We start from the raw sequence: 13,825 nt of genomic DNA on the forward strand, positions 1-13,825 counted from the left end.
GGTGTCGGCGACGTGTTACCGCTGGTGCACGACACCGGTCATTGCCGTCAGCGCCGATCTGAGGTTGAGTGAGGACGGTTTGTGCCCCCTGACGGAAAGGCAACTTCCGTGATCACGACCCAAGCTCGACGCCTGCCCGCCGCCGCATTGTTGCGGATGGCGTCCATGATCATCCTGATCGGCGTGCTGCTCACCCCGGCCCTGAGAGCCTCGGCTGTGACCAGCTACTCCGAGCCGCTGCAGACCGCGATCGGCGACTTGAGCGTCGCGACCGAGCATCGCGACGGCTATGAACGGGACAAGTTCAATCTCTGGATCGACGCCGACGATGACGGCTGCGACACTCGCGATGAGGTGCTGATCTCCGAGGCCGAGGATGCTCCGGACGTCGGCTCCGGCTGTTCGTTGAGCGGCGGCCGGTGGTACTCCTACTACGACGGCGTCTCGCAGACCTCGACCTCCGACATCGACATCGACCACGTCGTCCCACTGGCCGAGGCCTGGGACTCCGGTGCCGGCGACTGGACCGCCGACCGCCGGGAGGCCTACGCCAACGACCTGGATGACTATCGGACACTGGTCGGCGTCACCGATTCGGTCAACCAGTCCAAGAGCGATCAGGATCTCGCCGAGTGGCTGCCCGATCAGCAGCAATGCCGTTACCTGCGGGAGTATGTCGCGGTCAAGATCCGCTGGACACTGGCGGTGGACAGCGCGGAGAAATCGGCGATGGAGGACCTGGCCGCCGGCTGTACCAACAGCACGATCTCGGTCGAGATCGTCTGACGCGCGGTCGCCCGACCATGCCACCGCGGCCCGTGAGGTGGCCGCTACACTCCGTGTTGAAACCATTCAACCGTTCGACATCGGAGTCCCGTCATGTCATCAGGCAAACCCTCGGACCAGTTGACCGCGTTGCGTTCCGGATTCGCCGAACCGTCACCGGACAGCCGGGTGATGATGCGCTGGTGGTGGTTCGGCCCCGATGTCACCCGGGCCGAGCTTGATCGCGAACTCCAGGTGATGGCCGAGGCCGGCATCGGCGGCGTCGAAGTCTCCTACGTGTACCCGCTGAGCGCCGACAGCCCCGAACTGCTCGGCCCCGAGTTCCTTGATCATCTCCGCTATGCCGCCGAACGAGCACGTGATCTCGGCCTCCGCTTCGATCTCACCTTGGGCAGCGGCTGGTCCTTCGGCGGTCCGCACATCGACGCCGACCATGCCGCCAAGCAGCTGGACTGGGAGCGTCGGGAGATCACCGGCGAACCGGTCGATCTTCCGATCCGGACCTGGCCCGGCGACCGGCTGGTGGCGGCCTACCTCGGTGGCGGCAGCGCACAGGAACCGCCGACCGACTGCGTACGGCTGGAGATCGCGGACGACCGGCTGCAGATCCCCCGAGGCAGTGGACCGCGGCAACTGCTGCTGGCGATCGAACGGCCGACCGGTCAGGTCGTCAAGCGGGCGGCCGCCGGCGCCGACGGGCCGGTCCTCGACCATTACTCCGCGTCCGCCGCGCGAGCGCATTTGGACACGTTCGCCGAACCGCTGCTGGCCGCGGTGCCGGCGGAGCTGATCGGCTCGGTCTTCTGTGACAGTCTCGAGGTGTACGGCGCAAACTGGACACCCGACCTGGTCGACGAATTCGAACGCCGCCGCGGCTATCCGCTGCTCCCCCGGCTGTACGAGTTGATCATCAACACCGACGCCTCCGACCAGCTGCGGATCGACTACTACCGCACCCTCACCGAGCTGTACGAAGAGAACTTCGTGACGGTCTTCCAGCGCTGGGCCGCCGATCATGGGGTCCGGTTCCGGATCCAGGGTTACGGTGCACCGCCGGCCAAGATCAGCAGCTACCGCTTTGCCGATCTGTACGAGGGTGAAGGCTGGGGCTGGCAGACGATCACCCAGACCCGGTGGGCGTCGTCGGCAGCACACCTGGACGGGCTGCCGGTCGTCTCGGCGGAATCCTGGACCTGGGTGCACTCGCCGACGTTCCGGGCTACCCCGCTCGACCTGTTGGGTGAGGCGCACGAACTGTTGCTGGACGGGGTCAACCAGTTCATCGGTCACGGCTGGCCCTACTCCCCGTCGGGCACCGAACGGGACGGACTGGGTTGGTTCTTCTACGCCGCCGGCGCACTGGACGACCGTAATCCGTGGTGGCCGGCGATGCCCGGCCTGATGCGCTACCTGCAACGGCTGAGCTGGCTGCAACGACAGGGCACGCCGGTGGCCGACATCGCGCTCTACGTCCCGTCCGATGATCTGTATCCGCACCTCGGCCGCGAGGTCGGTGGCAGCCTCGACCTGTGGCGGGAGACCAACCGAACGGTCGATCCGACGATCGTCGCCACCATCCGCGCGGGTGGCTGGGACTACGATCTGGTCGACGACGACGCATTGGAGCTGATCGACCCGACGACCAGACCGGTGTTCATCCTGCCGGCCGTCGACCGGTTGCCGGAGCGCACGCGCCAGTGGTTGGCCGACTATCAGGCCGACGGCGGAATCGTGTTGGCCGTCGAAGGATCGTCGACCGTGGGCACCCCTGGCGCCGTCACCGATCTCGACGCCGCGATCCGTGGCGCACTCGCCCCCGATCTCTCCATCACGCCGGTCTGCGGTGAGGTGGGCATGGTGCACCGCCGGCTCGCTGGCGATGTCGATGGTGATGCCGGTGCCGTCGATGCCTATCTGCTGATCAACACCGGACCGCACCGTCGCGAGTTCAGCGCGACACCACGGACGTCGCACGCCGGACACGAGCTCTGGGATCCGATGACCGGCCAGCCGGTCGGCACGTTCTCGGACAGCAGCATCCCGATCGTCCTGGAGCCCTATCAGAGCGTCGTGATCGTCAGCCACGACGGCGCGAACCCGACCTCGTCCACCGTTCCCGGAGCCGGTGAGGAGATGCCGCTGGGGTCGGACTGGACCGTTCAGTACGACGATCAGGAGCCCCGGACCGTCACGCTTCCCCATCGCTGGGAGGATGACCGGGACGGCTACTCGGGCAGCGCGGTCTATCGCGGCACCATCGAGCTGAGCAGTGATCAGCCGGACGGGACGCCGTCGGGCGACCCGGCGCAGTTGATCATGGACTTCGGAGAGCTGCAACCGGCCCAGCTCGGCTCCGACGATCGGGACGGGATCCGCGGTCGGTCCTACCGGGTCAAGGGTGCGGCGCCGATCCGGGAGGTGGCCGAGGTGATCATCAACGGCCGCACCGCCGGGGTGGTGTGGGCGCCGCCCTACCAGGTCGATCTGTCCGACCTGCTGGTCACCGGCAGCAACGCCGTACAGATCCGGGTCAGCAACACGGCCGCGAATGCGCTGTCCCAGGACACGGCGATCGACCGGGCGGTCCAGGTGTCGCGGGGTCAATACGGCCAGCGGTTCGTGATGCAGGACCTGGATCGGGCCCTGGACGGAGTGAGCTCCGGCCTGCTGACGGTCCCGAAGATCATCCGACGACGCCGCTGACCAACTCTGTTGCGGACGAGCACGGCTGGGCCTACGCTGGACGGCATGTCAGGTCATCGCTCAGCAACGACGACGCCGGTCCACTCCGGCGCCGTCCGATCCGAGTTGTCCTGACCCACAGCTCGTTCCAAGCCCCGGAGTCGATGACTCCGGGGCTTTGTCGTGCTCGGGGTCCGAACTCCCCGTCCACCAGGAGCACATCATGATCGACAACCACACCGACCCACTGCCCGAGGCGTTATCTTCCGAGGCGGCCCTGCCGTCGTCCGACCATCGGGTGATCGGTCGCGAGATGGGCATCTTCGCCAGCAATCCCCTGATCGGCTCCGGGCTGCCCCTGTGGCTTCCCGGCGGCGCGATCATCCGTCGCGAACTGGAGCAGTACGCCCACCAGTTGGCGATGGAGAGCGGCTGTGCGGAGGTCTACTCCCCCGTGCTCGCCAAACAGGAGCTGTACCAGCGGTCCGGTCACTGGGCGAAGTTCGCCGACGACATGTTCCCGGCGATGGACGTCGGCGATCATGATCACGCCGGTGACCAGCTGGTGCTCCGGCCGGCGAACTGCCCGCACCACGCGCTGATCTTCGCCAGCGAGCAGCGCAGCTATCGGGATCTGCCGATCCGCTACCACGAGATGGCCGCCATGTTCCGCGCCGAACGCTCCGGGGTGCTCTCCGGTCTCAGCCGGGTCCGGCAGATCAACCTCGACGACACCCACGTCTTCTGCAGGCCGGATCAGATCGCCCAGGAGGCGGAGCTCGCCCTGGACTGTGTCTTGCGCGGGCTGACCGTCCTCGGAGTCGGAATCGATCACCTTCGACTCTCCCTGCGGGACGACGGCGACGGTTACCTCGGTGATGATGATCAGTGGCGTGATGCCCAAGATCAACTCCGCGGCGTGTTGGACCGCGTCGGCGCGCTTCGTCCCGGGCTGCAGATCCGCGAAGCCGCCGGCGAAGCGGCGTTCTACGGCCCGAAGATCGACGTCCAGGTGCTCGACGCCCGCGGCCATCAGGAAAGTCTGGCCACCGTCCAGGTCGACTTCAACCAACCCGAGCGATTCGGTCTGAAGTATGTCGACGCCGACGGCTCTGATCGCGGTGTGATCATGGTGCACCGCGGTGTCCTCGGAGCAATGGAGCGGATGGTCGGCTTCCTGTTGGAGATCCACGACGGCAGGCTCCCGCTGTGGCTGGCCCCCGTCCAGCTCTGCCTGCTCCCGGTGCACCCCGACCACCATGATCATGTCCGGCGGCTGGCGGACCGGATGACCGCGGCCGCACTGCGGGCCCGGGTCGAGTCCGACGGCACCCTTGGCAGGAGGATCCGGGCCGCGCGCAAACGTCGCGACGCCGTCCTGGGGGTGGTCGGTGATGCCGAGCGTGCCGCCGACACCGTCTCGATCATCGATCCGCGCGCCGACATCTCCGCGGTGTTGCGATCGGGTGAGCTGATCGACATCCTCGGCGGTGCAGCGTCGTCTCGTGCGGTGAAGATCAACTGGCCGCAGTGATCGTGGACTGTTCGGCGGCGGCCGACAGCTCGATCAGCTCTTGGTGCCGACCGGGTAGACGGTCAGCTGGCGTACCGACTTGCTCTGACAGACGTCGGTCTCGAACTTGACGTAGGCCGAGGTGTAGGAGGACGGCGGGTAGACCCGGAAGCCGTCGGAGGTGGTCGGGACGCATTCGGCCGGATCGAAGTTGCCGGCGTTGGCGATCCGGAGCAACTCGGTCTGCACCTCGCCGTCGGAGAGCTTGACCTTCTCCGGGCTCGCCGATCGATCCCGGGCGGCCGGTTTGCCGAGTTGGGTGCCGTTCTTCTTGCCGACGAACGAGACACCGGCGTAGCCGTACATCGTGCACGGCGATCCGGAGGTGTTGGTGAAGGTGATCAATACATAGCTGCTGCCAGCGGCTCCGCTGCCTTCCGGGATCCGGGCACCGATCGACAGGTCCTCCAGGGTGCACGTGGTCGGCGTGCTGTCCGGCTTGTCGGACGGTTCCTCGGTCGGTTCTGTCGTCGGATCCGGCTGTGACTTGTCCTTGCTGCCGGACGTGTCCTGCGAACCCTCGCCTGACTTGTCGTCCGATCCGGATCGGTGACCGTCGCCGGACTTCTTGGTGTGCTTGGACCCCTTGCGGTGCTTCGGGGCATCGTCGGACGTCTTCTCATCGGCCGAACCGCCGCCGGAACCGTCGCGTTTCGGCTCGTCCTGGTCGGTCGGCTCGGCGGACGGCGTCGGGCTCTGGTCGTCGGCAGACGGCTCGGGGGTGGGTTGATCAGGCCCAGCGGCGGAAGGTGTCGCTCGCCCGGAGACGACCGATTCGTGCGGGTCGCTCGGTCCGGCAACCTGCATCCCGTTGCCGCAGCCGACCAGGGTGGCCGCCGCGGCGATGCCGACGACCAGCGTCAAGGCAGCGCGAACCGGTCGGCGTGGGGTCATGTCGGAGAGAGTACGGTGTCGGTCTCGCGGGCCCATCTCGTGCCCATCACAACCACGTCTCATTCGTGACCTTCCATCCGCAGCCCGACCTGCACCGCACCGATGCCGGTGACCGTCATACCGTCGCGTCATCACCGCCTGACGGTGTCCACCTCCTGCTGCCCCGGTGGCCGCTCCTGCCCCGGCGGGGCGGTCGGTAGCTCGATGGTCACCCGGGCGCCGGAACCGGGCGCGTTGTCGAAGTACAGCCGTCCGCCCAGGACCGAGGCCTGACCGGAGGCGATGATCAGCCCGAGCCCGTGACCGCCTCCCCGACTGGCCGAGGACCGGTGGAACCGCTGCGGGCCGGTGGCCAGGAAGTCCTTGCCGAAGCCCTGACCGTTGTCGGTGACGACGATCCGGCCTCCGGAGGCCTCGATCACGATCGGCGGCTGTCCGTGCTGCAGCGCGTTGCGGATCAGGTTGCTCAACACCCGTTCGAGCCGACGTGCGTCGGTCAGCACGGTCACCGTATCGGCGTCCGGGCGTACCGTCAGCGCCTCGACCGGATACTCACCCTTGGAAACTCCCCGTTGGACGGCGCGGGTGACGACGTCGGACACGCGGACCCACTCCAACTGGGCGGTTTCGACACCGCTGTCCAGACGGGCGATCTCGAGCAGTTCCTCGACCAGGCTCGCCATCGCGTTGGCCCGGTCCCGGATCATCTCCGAGGGACGCGAATCGTCCAGCAGTGCCGCTGCAGTGGTCAGACCGGTCAGCGGCGTCCGAAGATCGTGAGCCACGTCGGCGGTGATCCGCTGCTCGGCACGCAGCCGGGCCGCCAGCCGATTGGCCATTGCGTCCACGGCGTCGGCCAGGTCGCCGACCTCGTCCTCGCCCGGGCCGACCGCTGCCCGGAGCGATCGTTCACCGTTGTCCGGCAGCAGCGTTGCGCTCGAGGTCGTCCCGGTCGCGGTAGCGGCGATCCCGCGAGCCGTCCGGGCCGCCAACCGCAACCGCCGGGACAGCCCGTTGGCCGACAGCGCCCCGCCGATGGTGGCCGCGATCGCGGTCCCGATCCCGGCGATCAGCAACGCACGGTCGACCGCCTGCACCGACGCGTCGACCGCCGGAAAGGTGGTGCGGATGCTCAGCAGGTCGTCGCCGACCCGGCCCGCAGCCCAGACCACCCGGGTCTGGCCGCCGCTGATGTCGGTGCCGTGAGCTCCGTCGTGGGTCAGTGCCGTGCGCAGATCGGCCGGCACCCGCGGATCGTTCAGCTCGGCGTCGAAGCTCTTGAACCCGGTCGAGCGGTAGATGCCCATCGCGGCGATCAGATTGGTGTTCGCCGCCTCCCGTTGCTGATCGATCCGGTTCTGGATCACCAGGAAGTGCACCGCCAGGGTGAGGATCGCGACCGCTGCCACCACGATGCAGGCGATCGTCGCGGCGATCCGGACCCGAAGTCCGGGGTGCAGCGTGGCGGCGGCCATCAGCGCCGCAGCTTGTAGCCGAACCCGCGGACCGTCTCGATCCGGTCGTTGCCGATCTTGGCGCGTAGCCGCTGGACATGGACGTTCACCAGGTGATCATCTTCTTCCCACTCCGGGTAGTCCCAGACCCGTTGCAACAGGGCCGATCGGGAAAGCACGACCCCGGGGCTGGCGGCGAGTTCCAACAGCAATCGCATCTCGGTCGGGGTCAGATTGATCGACGTGCCCGACCGGGTCAGTTCCAGGGCTCGCCGATCAAGATCAAGATCACCGATCCGTACGTGGTCGCCGGCGTCGGCCGTCGGGGTCGCCTCAGGCGCCGGTGCGGGCGCCGGTTCGGAACGCCGTGAGACGCTGCGGAGTCGGGCCAACAGCACCTGGATGTCGAACGGCTTGGTCACGTAGTCGTCGGCACCGGCCTCCAGGCCGGACACGATGTCGATCGACTCCGAACGGGCCGAGATCATCACGACCGGCGTGTTGCCGGCCTCCCGGATCCGCCGGCACAGGCTGATCCCGTCCAGCCCGGGCAGCATCACGTCGCAGAGCACGATCTGGAACTCGGTCCCCGGCTCTCGACCGGTGAACGTCCGCCAGGCGTCCAGGCCGTCACGCTCCCAACTGACGTCGTAGTCGTAGCGCTCCAGATTGAGCTGGGTCGCCTCGCCGATCACTTCGTCGTCCTCGACCAGCAGCAACCTGCCTGCTGTCGCCATCTGCCGTCCTTCCACCGGATCCAGTCAACATGCCAACGGTCGCACGATTGCGCCTCCGGTCCCGACAGGCCCACCGACCGTGCCCCGACCGAGATGTCCCGACCTGCAGCAGGCCGACCTTACACAGGGCGGGATCCAACGCCCGGGAGGGCGCCGAGGCGGCGAGGCGGGGCGGTCAGGCCAGTCGGCAGACCAGGATGATGTTGTCCAGCAGCACGCCTTGCTGACCGTCCGGGCCGACCGCCGGCCGTTCGATCGCCTCCAGCCGCTCGACCCGCCAATGGTCCTGGATCAGCCCGAGCTCGTCGAAGGTCTGCTGCACCGTCGGGAACGGCGGGTGTTCGTGGCCCTCCGGCATCCACGGCGGCGGCGCGCCGTGGTCGACGATCAGCAACCGTCCGCCCAGTGCGACCGCGCGGGCGGCCTGCTGCAGCACCGCTCCACGGGGGAAGTCCACCGGCGAGTGCAGATACTGCGCGGAGACCAGATCGAAGGTGCCACTGGGAAAATCGGTCGCCAGATCGTGACGTTCGAAGCTGGTCCGGGCATCCACCCGCTGCTGCTCAGCGGCGGTACGGGCCCGCTGCAACGCGGTCTCGGAGATGTCGATCCCGGTGACCCGCCAGCCCATCCCGGCCAGCCAGACCGCGTCGCCGCCCTCGCCGCAGCCCAGATCGAGCGCGCTGCCGACCTCCAGTTCGCCGACCACCTCGGCGAGCACCGGATTGACCCGCCCACTCCAGATCTGGTCCTTCTCCTGATAGCGCCGATCCCAGAAGGTGGTGGCATCGGCTGCCGCGGCCTGCTGCTCCTGCGTGTCGGAGTGGTCGGTCATGACGGGCATCCTCCTGACGTGTCGGTCACCGTCAAACCCTACTGTCCGCCGCCCACGGTCCGCCCGGTGAGCCGACCGATGGTCGGAGTGAAATGACTTGCGTCGTCGTGCGGTATCCAGCAGCCTGCCGTCGATGACCGATGATCAACAGACGGCCGCCGCGGGCGGCTCGGGCAGTCGACTGCCCGACCTGACGACGCTCGTGACGTCGGCCGACCAAGGGCTGCACCCCTGGATCCGTCAGCGGGTTCGACAGGCGGAGCGGGCTGCCGCGCTGGCAGCGGAGATCGGTTTCTGGCTGAACACCGCAGCCCAGGACCTGGACCATGCCCGTGGATTCGCGGCCCATGCACCGTCGATCGGCCAACCGGTCTCGGCGTACCTGGATCGCTGGCTGCCGCTGTCGCCCGACGCGTCGGTACTCGCCGGCCCGCGCTATCTCGGCCGCGATCCCGAACTGCCCTTCGTCGGCATCACGGCCGCCGATCGGGTGCTGGGACCGGCCGACAAGGAGTCGCTGATCGGCCTGGCGCGGACCCAATTCGCCCCCTTCCAGCCGAAGTTCGTGCTGCTCTCCTCCTCCACTCCGCTGTCGGCGTGGTCCGGTTGCCGGTCGGAGAAGCGGCTGCTGGTCGGCGAGATCGGAGAACTCCGGTCCCGACCTGTCACCCCCGGGCTCGACACCCGCCCCCATCACGTCGACGGCTACCCGGGCTACCGAGCGATTTACGAACGCGACCAGGCAGCCGACCGGGTACGCCGCAGGTGGGCACAGCCCGAGGACCGCGAGGACTTCGTCCGGCTCGCCGAAGCGGGAATGATCTTCGACGTCCTAGTCGACGGTGAGTGGGCCGGCGTCGTCGCCGCCGAGATCGAGAGCAAGGGCGGCATCCACGGCGCCGTGGTCCAGGAACTCACACTTGATCAACGGTTCCGTGGCCGCGGCTACGGCAACCAGCTGAGCCTGCTGCTGGCCCGCGCACTGCCGCTGGACGATGATCAACTGTTGCTCGGCACCATCCACACCGACAACGTCACCGCCTACCGATCCGCCCTGCGCGCCGGCCGGATCGACGTCGGCGGCGAGATCCTGATCCCTCTCTGAAGCCCTCAGCCTCGGACGCGATAGCCCAGCAGCAGCCCTCAGACCGGCGAGAAGTTGCGGAGCCGAGGAGTCGCGCGAAAATCGGACACACGTCCACTTCTCCCGACCCGTCCTCGACTCAAGCGGACGAAACGACGCGAGTGTCCACGATTCCGGTCTGCCGGTCGTCGGTCGATGGACACGTACAGGCTTGGAGGGATGCCCTCTTCTTTGCATCCTCGCCCAGTCTGGTCGGGCATCTGACATGAAATCGACGTGAGTGTGCGGCCTGCTGTGCTGAACTACTCGGGTGGACCTGGGGTGGCTGGATCGCGTTGATACGTTCTGGCGCCGGATCTTCGGTGTGTCCGAGCGCGCAATCGGTCCCGTGATCACTCGACATCGCATCCCAGAGCTCCGCGACTCCCCCGGAATCTATGCGGTCCTTCGCCACGAAACTGTGCACGTCTCGGCGCCCGCCGACGTCGTGGCATCGATCCGCCAATGGCAGCCGACGACCGTTACTGTCACCGACGCCAACTGGTGGCACCTGCACCTTCCGGACTGGGAAGTTCTGGGCCCCAGCATTCACGGCTTCACCGACGCGTCCCCATCGACCAGCGTGCAGCCCACGGAACTCCGGATCGAACCGATCACACCGGGCCGACTCCGCGACCTGCAGTCGACAGTGGATCGTGCCGAATGGGGCGAAAGCGGCTTTGCCGGCGGTGACGTTGAGCTGGCGTGGCGCGCCACCGACGATGCCGGCCGGACCGTCGCTGCCGCCAACCTGACACCCTTCGACGGGCAGCCCGCCGATGTCGGAGTGCTGACCGATCCGGGTGCGCGCGGCCGTGGTGCTGCGACAACCGTCGCGGCGGTCGCCACCACCTACGCCGTTCAGGAATTCGGGATCGCGCGCTGGCGTGCCTTGAGTACGAACCGAGCATCGCTCCGAATCGCCGAACGGCTCGGCTTCATCGCAGACTGCCGCCAGATAGCACTGCGACCGCGGTTGTCCTGACTGGAAGGTGTCGCCCGTCAGGCAGATCAGCCACGTGCCCCGATGCGGTCTGCGTGCCGGGTATTGGCCGCCCGCCACGTGTCGATCATGTTCTGCCCGCCGTGCCCTTCTCCCTCGTCGATGATCAGCTCGCTGCCCGGCCATGCCCGGTGCAGCTGCCAGGGAGTGACGGCCGGCCCGCTGACATCCCGTCGACCGTGAATCAGCGTGGCAGGTATCCCCGACAGTTCGCTTGCTCGCTCCAGGATCGATGGGGCGAGGAACGCATCGTTGGCCCAGTAATGCGTGACCAGGGTTGCGAAGACATGTCGGAACTCGAGGTCGTCCCAGCGTGGGTCGCGGTGCAAACCTGCGCCGATGGAGATGTGGTGGTCCTCCCACTCCGCCCAAGCGATCGATGCGGCATCTCGGATGGCGGGGTCCCGATGGGTCATCAGCTGCGCGTAGGCGTCGATGACGCGGCCCTGACCGCGGTGGTACCCGATCCCTGCCTGCTCGGCATGCGCGGCCAGCCGGTTCCATGCCTCCGGGAAGATCGCTCCGACCGTCTCGGTGATCCACTCGACCTGAAATCGATCAGTCGTCGTCACTGCCATTGCAACGATTCCGAGACTGCGTTCCGGGTGCGCTTGGGCATAGGCGAGTGCAAGTGTCGAGCCCCATGAGACGCCGTTGATCAGCCAACGATCAACACCGAGGTGCTCACGCAACTGTTCAAGATCGCCGATCAGCTGCACCGTGGTGTTCTGAGCGAGGTCGTAGCCCGGGGCGGTGACGTGTGGAGTCGACCGGCCGCAACCGCGTTGATCAAGACCGATGATGCGAAACCGCGACGCGTCGAACTTCTCCCGGTAACCGCCGCGTCCGAGCGTGCCACCAGGACCGCCGTGGAGGTACAGAGCCGGGATGCCACCGGGCGCACCCGATTCCTCCCAGAAGACCTCGTGCCCGTCACCGACAGCTAGCATCCCCGACCTATGGACCAGTGCTTCCTCGGACACGGTAGGCGAGCCTATCGGACCGCCGAGTGCAGCTCCGCGGGCCGATCTCGACTCCCGGTTCTAGGGAACCGCTGATGACTTCCCTAGACTCCACGGGTGACGAGCACACCCGGCCCACACCGACTCGATCATGTCGTCCCACTCACCGAAGCGCGGTTGACCGCGGCCCGCAATGGCTGGCGGGAGAAGGTGTTGATCTACCTGACCCGCGATCCGTCCGAGCTGTTGGTGCTGGAACACACCGACGAATATCCCACGGCCGGCGTGCAGGTGCCGGGCGGCGGCGTCGAACCGGGCGAACAGCCGGCAGCGGCAGCCGTTCGGGAGCTCGCCGAGGAGACCGGGCTGCACAGCAGGTCGCCGGCGGTGTATCTGGAATCCCGGATCTGGGACCAGGCGGTCGCGCCGTCGATGGTCCGGCACTACTTCTGGGTGGCCGCGCCGGCGGACGCTCCCGACCGGTGGTCACACGTTGTGACCGCCGGTGAGGAAGACGAAGGAATGCTGTTCTGGTTGACCTTCCGCTCTCGGAACACCGCCGGGCTGACCGCCGGTTACGGCTGGGATTCGGCCTTGGACCGGCTGGACAGCGTCCTATCGGCCCGTGATCACTGAGCCCGCAATGCTCGAGCTCCGACAATTGGACGCCTCGGCCTGCTCGCCTCAGGAGGTGGTCAGGTAACCGGCCGGTGCCTGCCGGCGGACGTGGTCAAATGCTTCGTCGAATCGGTCCGGAGCCAATTCCTTCAACTGGTGCAGGACGATCGCGCCGTCGAAGCGGTGCTGCTGGAGTTGGAGCAGATAGTGGGCATAGTCGAGCTTGCCCTGTCCTGCGGCGCGTCCACCGGCGTCCGCGTCATGATCAAGATCCTTGGCGTGAGCCAGCACGATGTCGTCACCGACAAGATCGAAGACCGCGTCCAGATGATCCGACATCCGCTCCAGGTCACCGGCGTGGAAGATGTTGGCCACATCCATCAGCACCTTCACCGCCGGGCTACCGATCTCGTCCATCAACCGACGAGCGTTCTGGGCAGAGTTGACGACGTTGTTGTACTCGGGCTCGAATGCCAGCCGCACCTGTGCGGCTTCGGCGGCCCGGGCCGCCGGTCGCAGCTGATCGAGCAGGTCCGACCATGCCTCGTCGGAGGCATTCAACGGACTGTGCTGCCACATGATGTCCTGACGGGTTCCGGTGCAGACGGCGACGATGTCGGTGTCGAACAGGTGTGTCAGATCGATCAAAGTGATCAGATGTCGGAGATTGCGCTCACGACGATCCGGGTCCGGGTGGATCATGTTGTAGGTGCCGTCGACCGCAGCGACGCGGATCCCGCGGGTTCGCAATACCTCACTGGTCTGCGCCGCGAAGTCCGCGTCCAGATGGGGACCCAGGACATCCAGACCGAAGAGCAGCGCGTCGCGAACTGCCACCTCCGCCACGGCCGAACCCAGCTGGAGTTGGACGGTGTCGATGCCGTGTTCGACGATCCGATCCGCCACCTCCGCCAGGTCCGAACCATCGAACTCTGTTGTCATCACGCCGATCGCGGCCATCGTCCCGCACTCCTCTCGTCAACTCACAGCGGAGCCGCGATTCCTGCAGGTCGTCGCAGACTCACTCCGCCGCCCAGAAGCATTCCACAGTGGCATGGCGGAGACGCCTCGGAGTCACCTGTCGTCGGGGAACCCATGATGCGCTGGTATCGGTGGGCTCGGCACCGGCCGACTCGACAGCACCATTCGTCGTTTTCG

12 protein-coding genes are annotated in these 13,825 nt (G+C 67.2%); 6 read left to right on the forward strand and 6 right to left on the reverse strand.

Features of this window, described 5'->3' with window-relative positions; genetic code table 11:
- The first annotated feature begins 108 nt into the window (after window positions 1–108).
- From BLU38_RS29335 to thrS, 3 genes are all read left to right on the forward strand, one after another.
- Complete coding sequence (locus BLU38_RS29335) at window positions 109–786, forward strand: HNH endonuclease family protein (RefSeq protein WP_231920090.1); 678 nt, start codon at window positions 109–111, stop codon at window positions 784–786.
- A 93-nt stretch (window positions 787–879) separates the two neighbouring features.
- Window positions 880–3,489, forward strand: a complete 2,610-nt coding sequence (locus BLU38_RS29340) for a glycosyl hydrolase (RefSeq protein ID WP_091530758.1) — start codon at window positions 880–882, stop codon at window positions 3,487–3,489.
- Window positions 3,490–3,691: 202 nt separating this feature from the next.
- Complete coding sequence (gene thrS / locus BLU38_RS29345) at window positions 3,692–5,002, forward strand: threonine--tRNA ligase (RefSeq protein WP_091530760.1); 1,311 nt, start codon at window positions 3,692–3,694, stop codon at window positions 5,000–5,002.
- A 33-nt stretch (window positions 5,003–5,035) separates the two neighbouring features.
- Here the strand turns inward: thrS and BLU38_RS29350 are convergent, their stop codons facing one another.
- The 4 genes from BLU38_RS29350 to BLU38_RS29365 all read right to left on the reverse strand — a co-directional run bounded on the left by BLU38_RS29350 (window position 5,036) and on the right by BLU38_RS29365 (window position 8,961).
- Window positions 5,036–5,935: a DUF4232 domain-containing protein gene (locus BLU38_RS29350; protein ID WP_157683844.1), complete on the reverse strand. Its 900-nt coding sequence runs from the start codon at window positions 5,933–5,935 to the stop codon at window positions 5,036–5,038.
- A gap of 131 nt (window positions 5,936–6,066) precedes the next feature.
- Window positions 6,067–7,410 carry a sensor histidine kinase gene (locus BLU38_RS29355; RefSeq protein ID WP_091530769.1) on the reverse strand — a complete coding sequence of 448 codons (1,344 nt, stop codon included), beginning with the start codon at window positions 7,408–7,410 and terminating at the stop codon, window positions 6,067–6,069.
- Window positions 7,410–8,126, reverse strand: coding sequence for a response regulator transcription factor (locus BLU38_RS29360; protein ID WP_091530772.1), 717 nt, complete (start codon window positions 8,124–8,126; stop codon window positions 7,410–7,412). The genes BLU38_RS29355 and BLU38_RS29360 overlap by 1 nt, the downstream gene beginning before the upstream one ends.
- Window positions 8,127–8,301: 175 nt before the next feature.
- The gene (locus BLU38_RS29365) at window positions 8,302–8,961 is read right to left on the reverse strand and encodes a class I SAM-dependent methyltransferase (protein ID WP_091530776.1); all 660 of its coding nucleotides are present in this window, start codon (window positions 8,959–8,961) and stop codon (window positions 8,302–8,304) included.
- Between the two features lie 133 nt (window positions 8,962–9,094).
- Here BLU38_RS29365 and BLU38_RS29370 point away from each other — a divergent pair, with 133 nt between their 5' ends.
- Both BLU38_RS29370 and BLU38_RS29375 read left to right on the forward strand, forming a co-directional pair.
- A complete protein-coding gene (locus BLU38_RS29370; protein WP_091530779.1) occupies window positions 9,095–10,066 on the forward strand; it encodes a hypothetical protein in 972 nt (323 codons plus the stop codon).
- A 367-nt stretch (window positions 10,067–10,433) separates the two neighbouring features.
- Window positions 10,434–11,069: a GNAT family N-acetyltransferase gene (locus BLU38_RS29375; protein WP_157683846.1), complete on the forward strand. Its 636-nt coding sequence runs from the start codon at window positions 10,434–10,436 to the stop codon at window positions 11,067–11,069.
- 26 nt (window positions 11,070–11,095) lie between these two features.
- On the opposite strand, the gene BLU38_RS29380 is transcribed toward BLU38_RS29375, so the two are convergent.
- The gene (locus tag BLU38_RS29380; protein ID WP_231920091.1) at window positions 11,096–12,070 is read right to left on the reverse strand and encodes an alpha/beta fold hydrolase; all 975 of its coding nucleotides are present in this window, start codon (window positions 12,068–12,070) and stop codon (window positions 11,096–11,098) included.
- A 96-nt stretch (window positions 12,071–12,166) separates the two neighbouring features.
- On the opposite strand from BLU38_RS29380, the gene BLU38_RS29385 reads away from it, so the two are divergent.
- A complete protein-coding gene (locus tag BLU38_RS29385; RefSeq protein WP_091530787.1) occupies window positions 12,167–12,685 on the forward strand; it encodes an NUDIX hydrolase in 519 nt (172 codons plus the stop codon).
- 48 nt (window positions 12,686–12,733) lie between these two features.
- Here the strand turns inward: BLU38_RS29385 and BLU38_RS29390 are convergent, their stop codons facing one another.
- Entirely contained in the window at window positions 12,734–13,627 is an 894-nt protein-coding gene (locus BLU38_RS29390) for a sugar phosphate isomerase/epimerase family protein (RefSeq protein ID WP_091530790.1), read from the reverse strand.
- Window positions 13,628–13,825: the final 198 nt, after the last annotated feature.

Origin of the sequence: Microlunatus soli (assembly GCF_900105385.1) — a bacterium.
Taxonomy (GTDB): Bacteria; Actinomycetota; Actinomycetes; order Propionibacteriales; family Propionibacteriaceae; genus Microlunatus; species Microlunatus soli.

Bases quoted from the DNA above. Each gene is read 5' to 3' on its own strand.
- BLU38_RS29350 (WP_157683844.1), bottom strand. From the start codon at position 5,935: ATGACCCCACGCCGACCGGTTCGCGCTGCCTTGACGCTGGTCGTCGGC.
- BLU38_RS29390 (WP_091530790.1), bottom strand. From the start codon at position 13,627: ATGGCCGCGATCGGCGTGATGACAACAGAGTTCGATGGTTCGGACCTG.
- BLU38_RS29340 (WP_091530758.1), top strand. From the start codon at position 880: ATGTCATCAGGCAAACCCTCGGACCAGTTGACCGCGTTGCGTTCCGGA.
- thrS (WP_091530760.1), top strand. From the start codon at position 3,692: ATGATCGACAACCACACCGACCCACTGCCCGAGGCGTTATCTTCCGAG.
- BLU38_RS29370 (WP_091530779.1), top strand. From the start codon at position 9,095: ATGACCGATGATCAACAGACGGCCGCCGCGGGCGGCTCGGGCAGTCGA.
- BLU38_RS29365 (WP_091530776.1), bottom strand. From the start codon at position 8,961: ATGACCGACCACTCCGACACGCAGGAGCAGCAGGCCGCGGCAGCCGAT.
- BLU38_RS29360 (WP_091530772.1), bottom strand. From the start codon at position 8,126: ATGGCGACAGCAGGCAGGTTGCTGCTGGTCGAGGACGACGAAGTGATC.
- BLU38_RS29355 (WP_091530769.1), bottom strand. From the start codon at position 7,410: ATGGCCGCCGCCACGCTGCACCCCGGACTTCGGGTCCGGATCGCCGCG.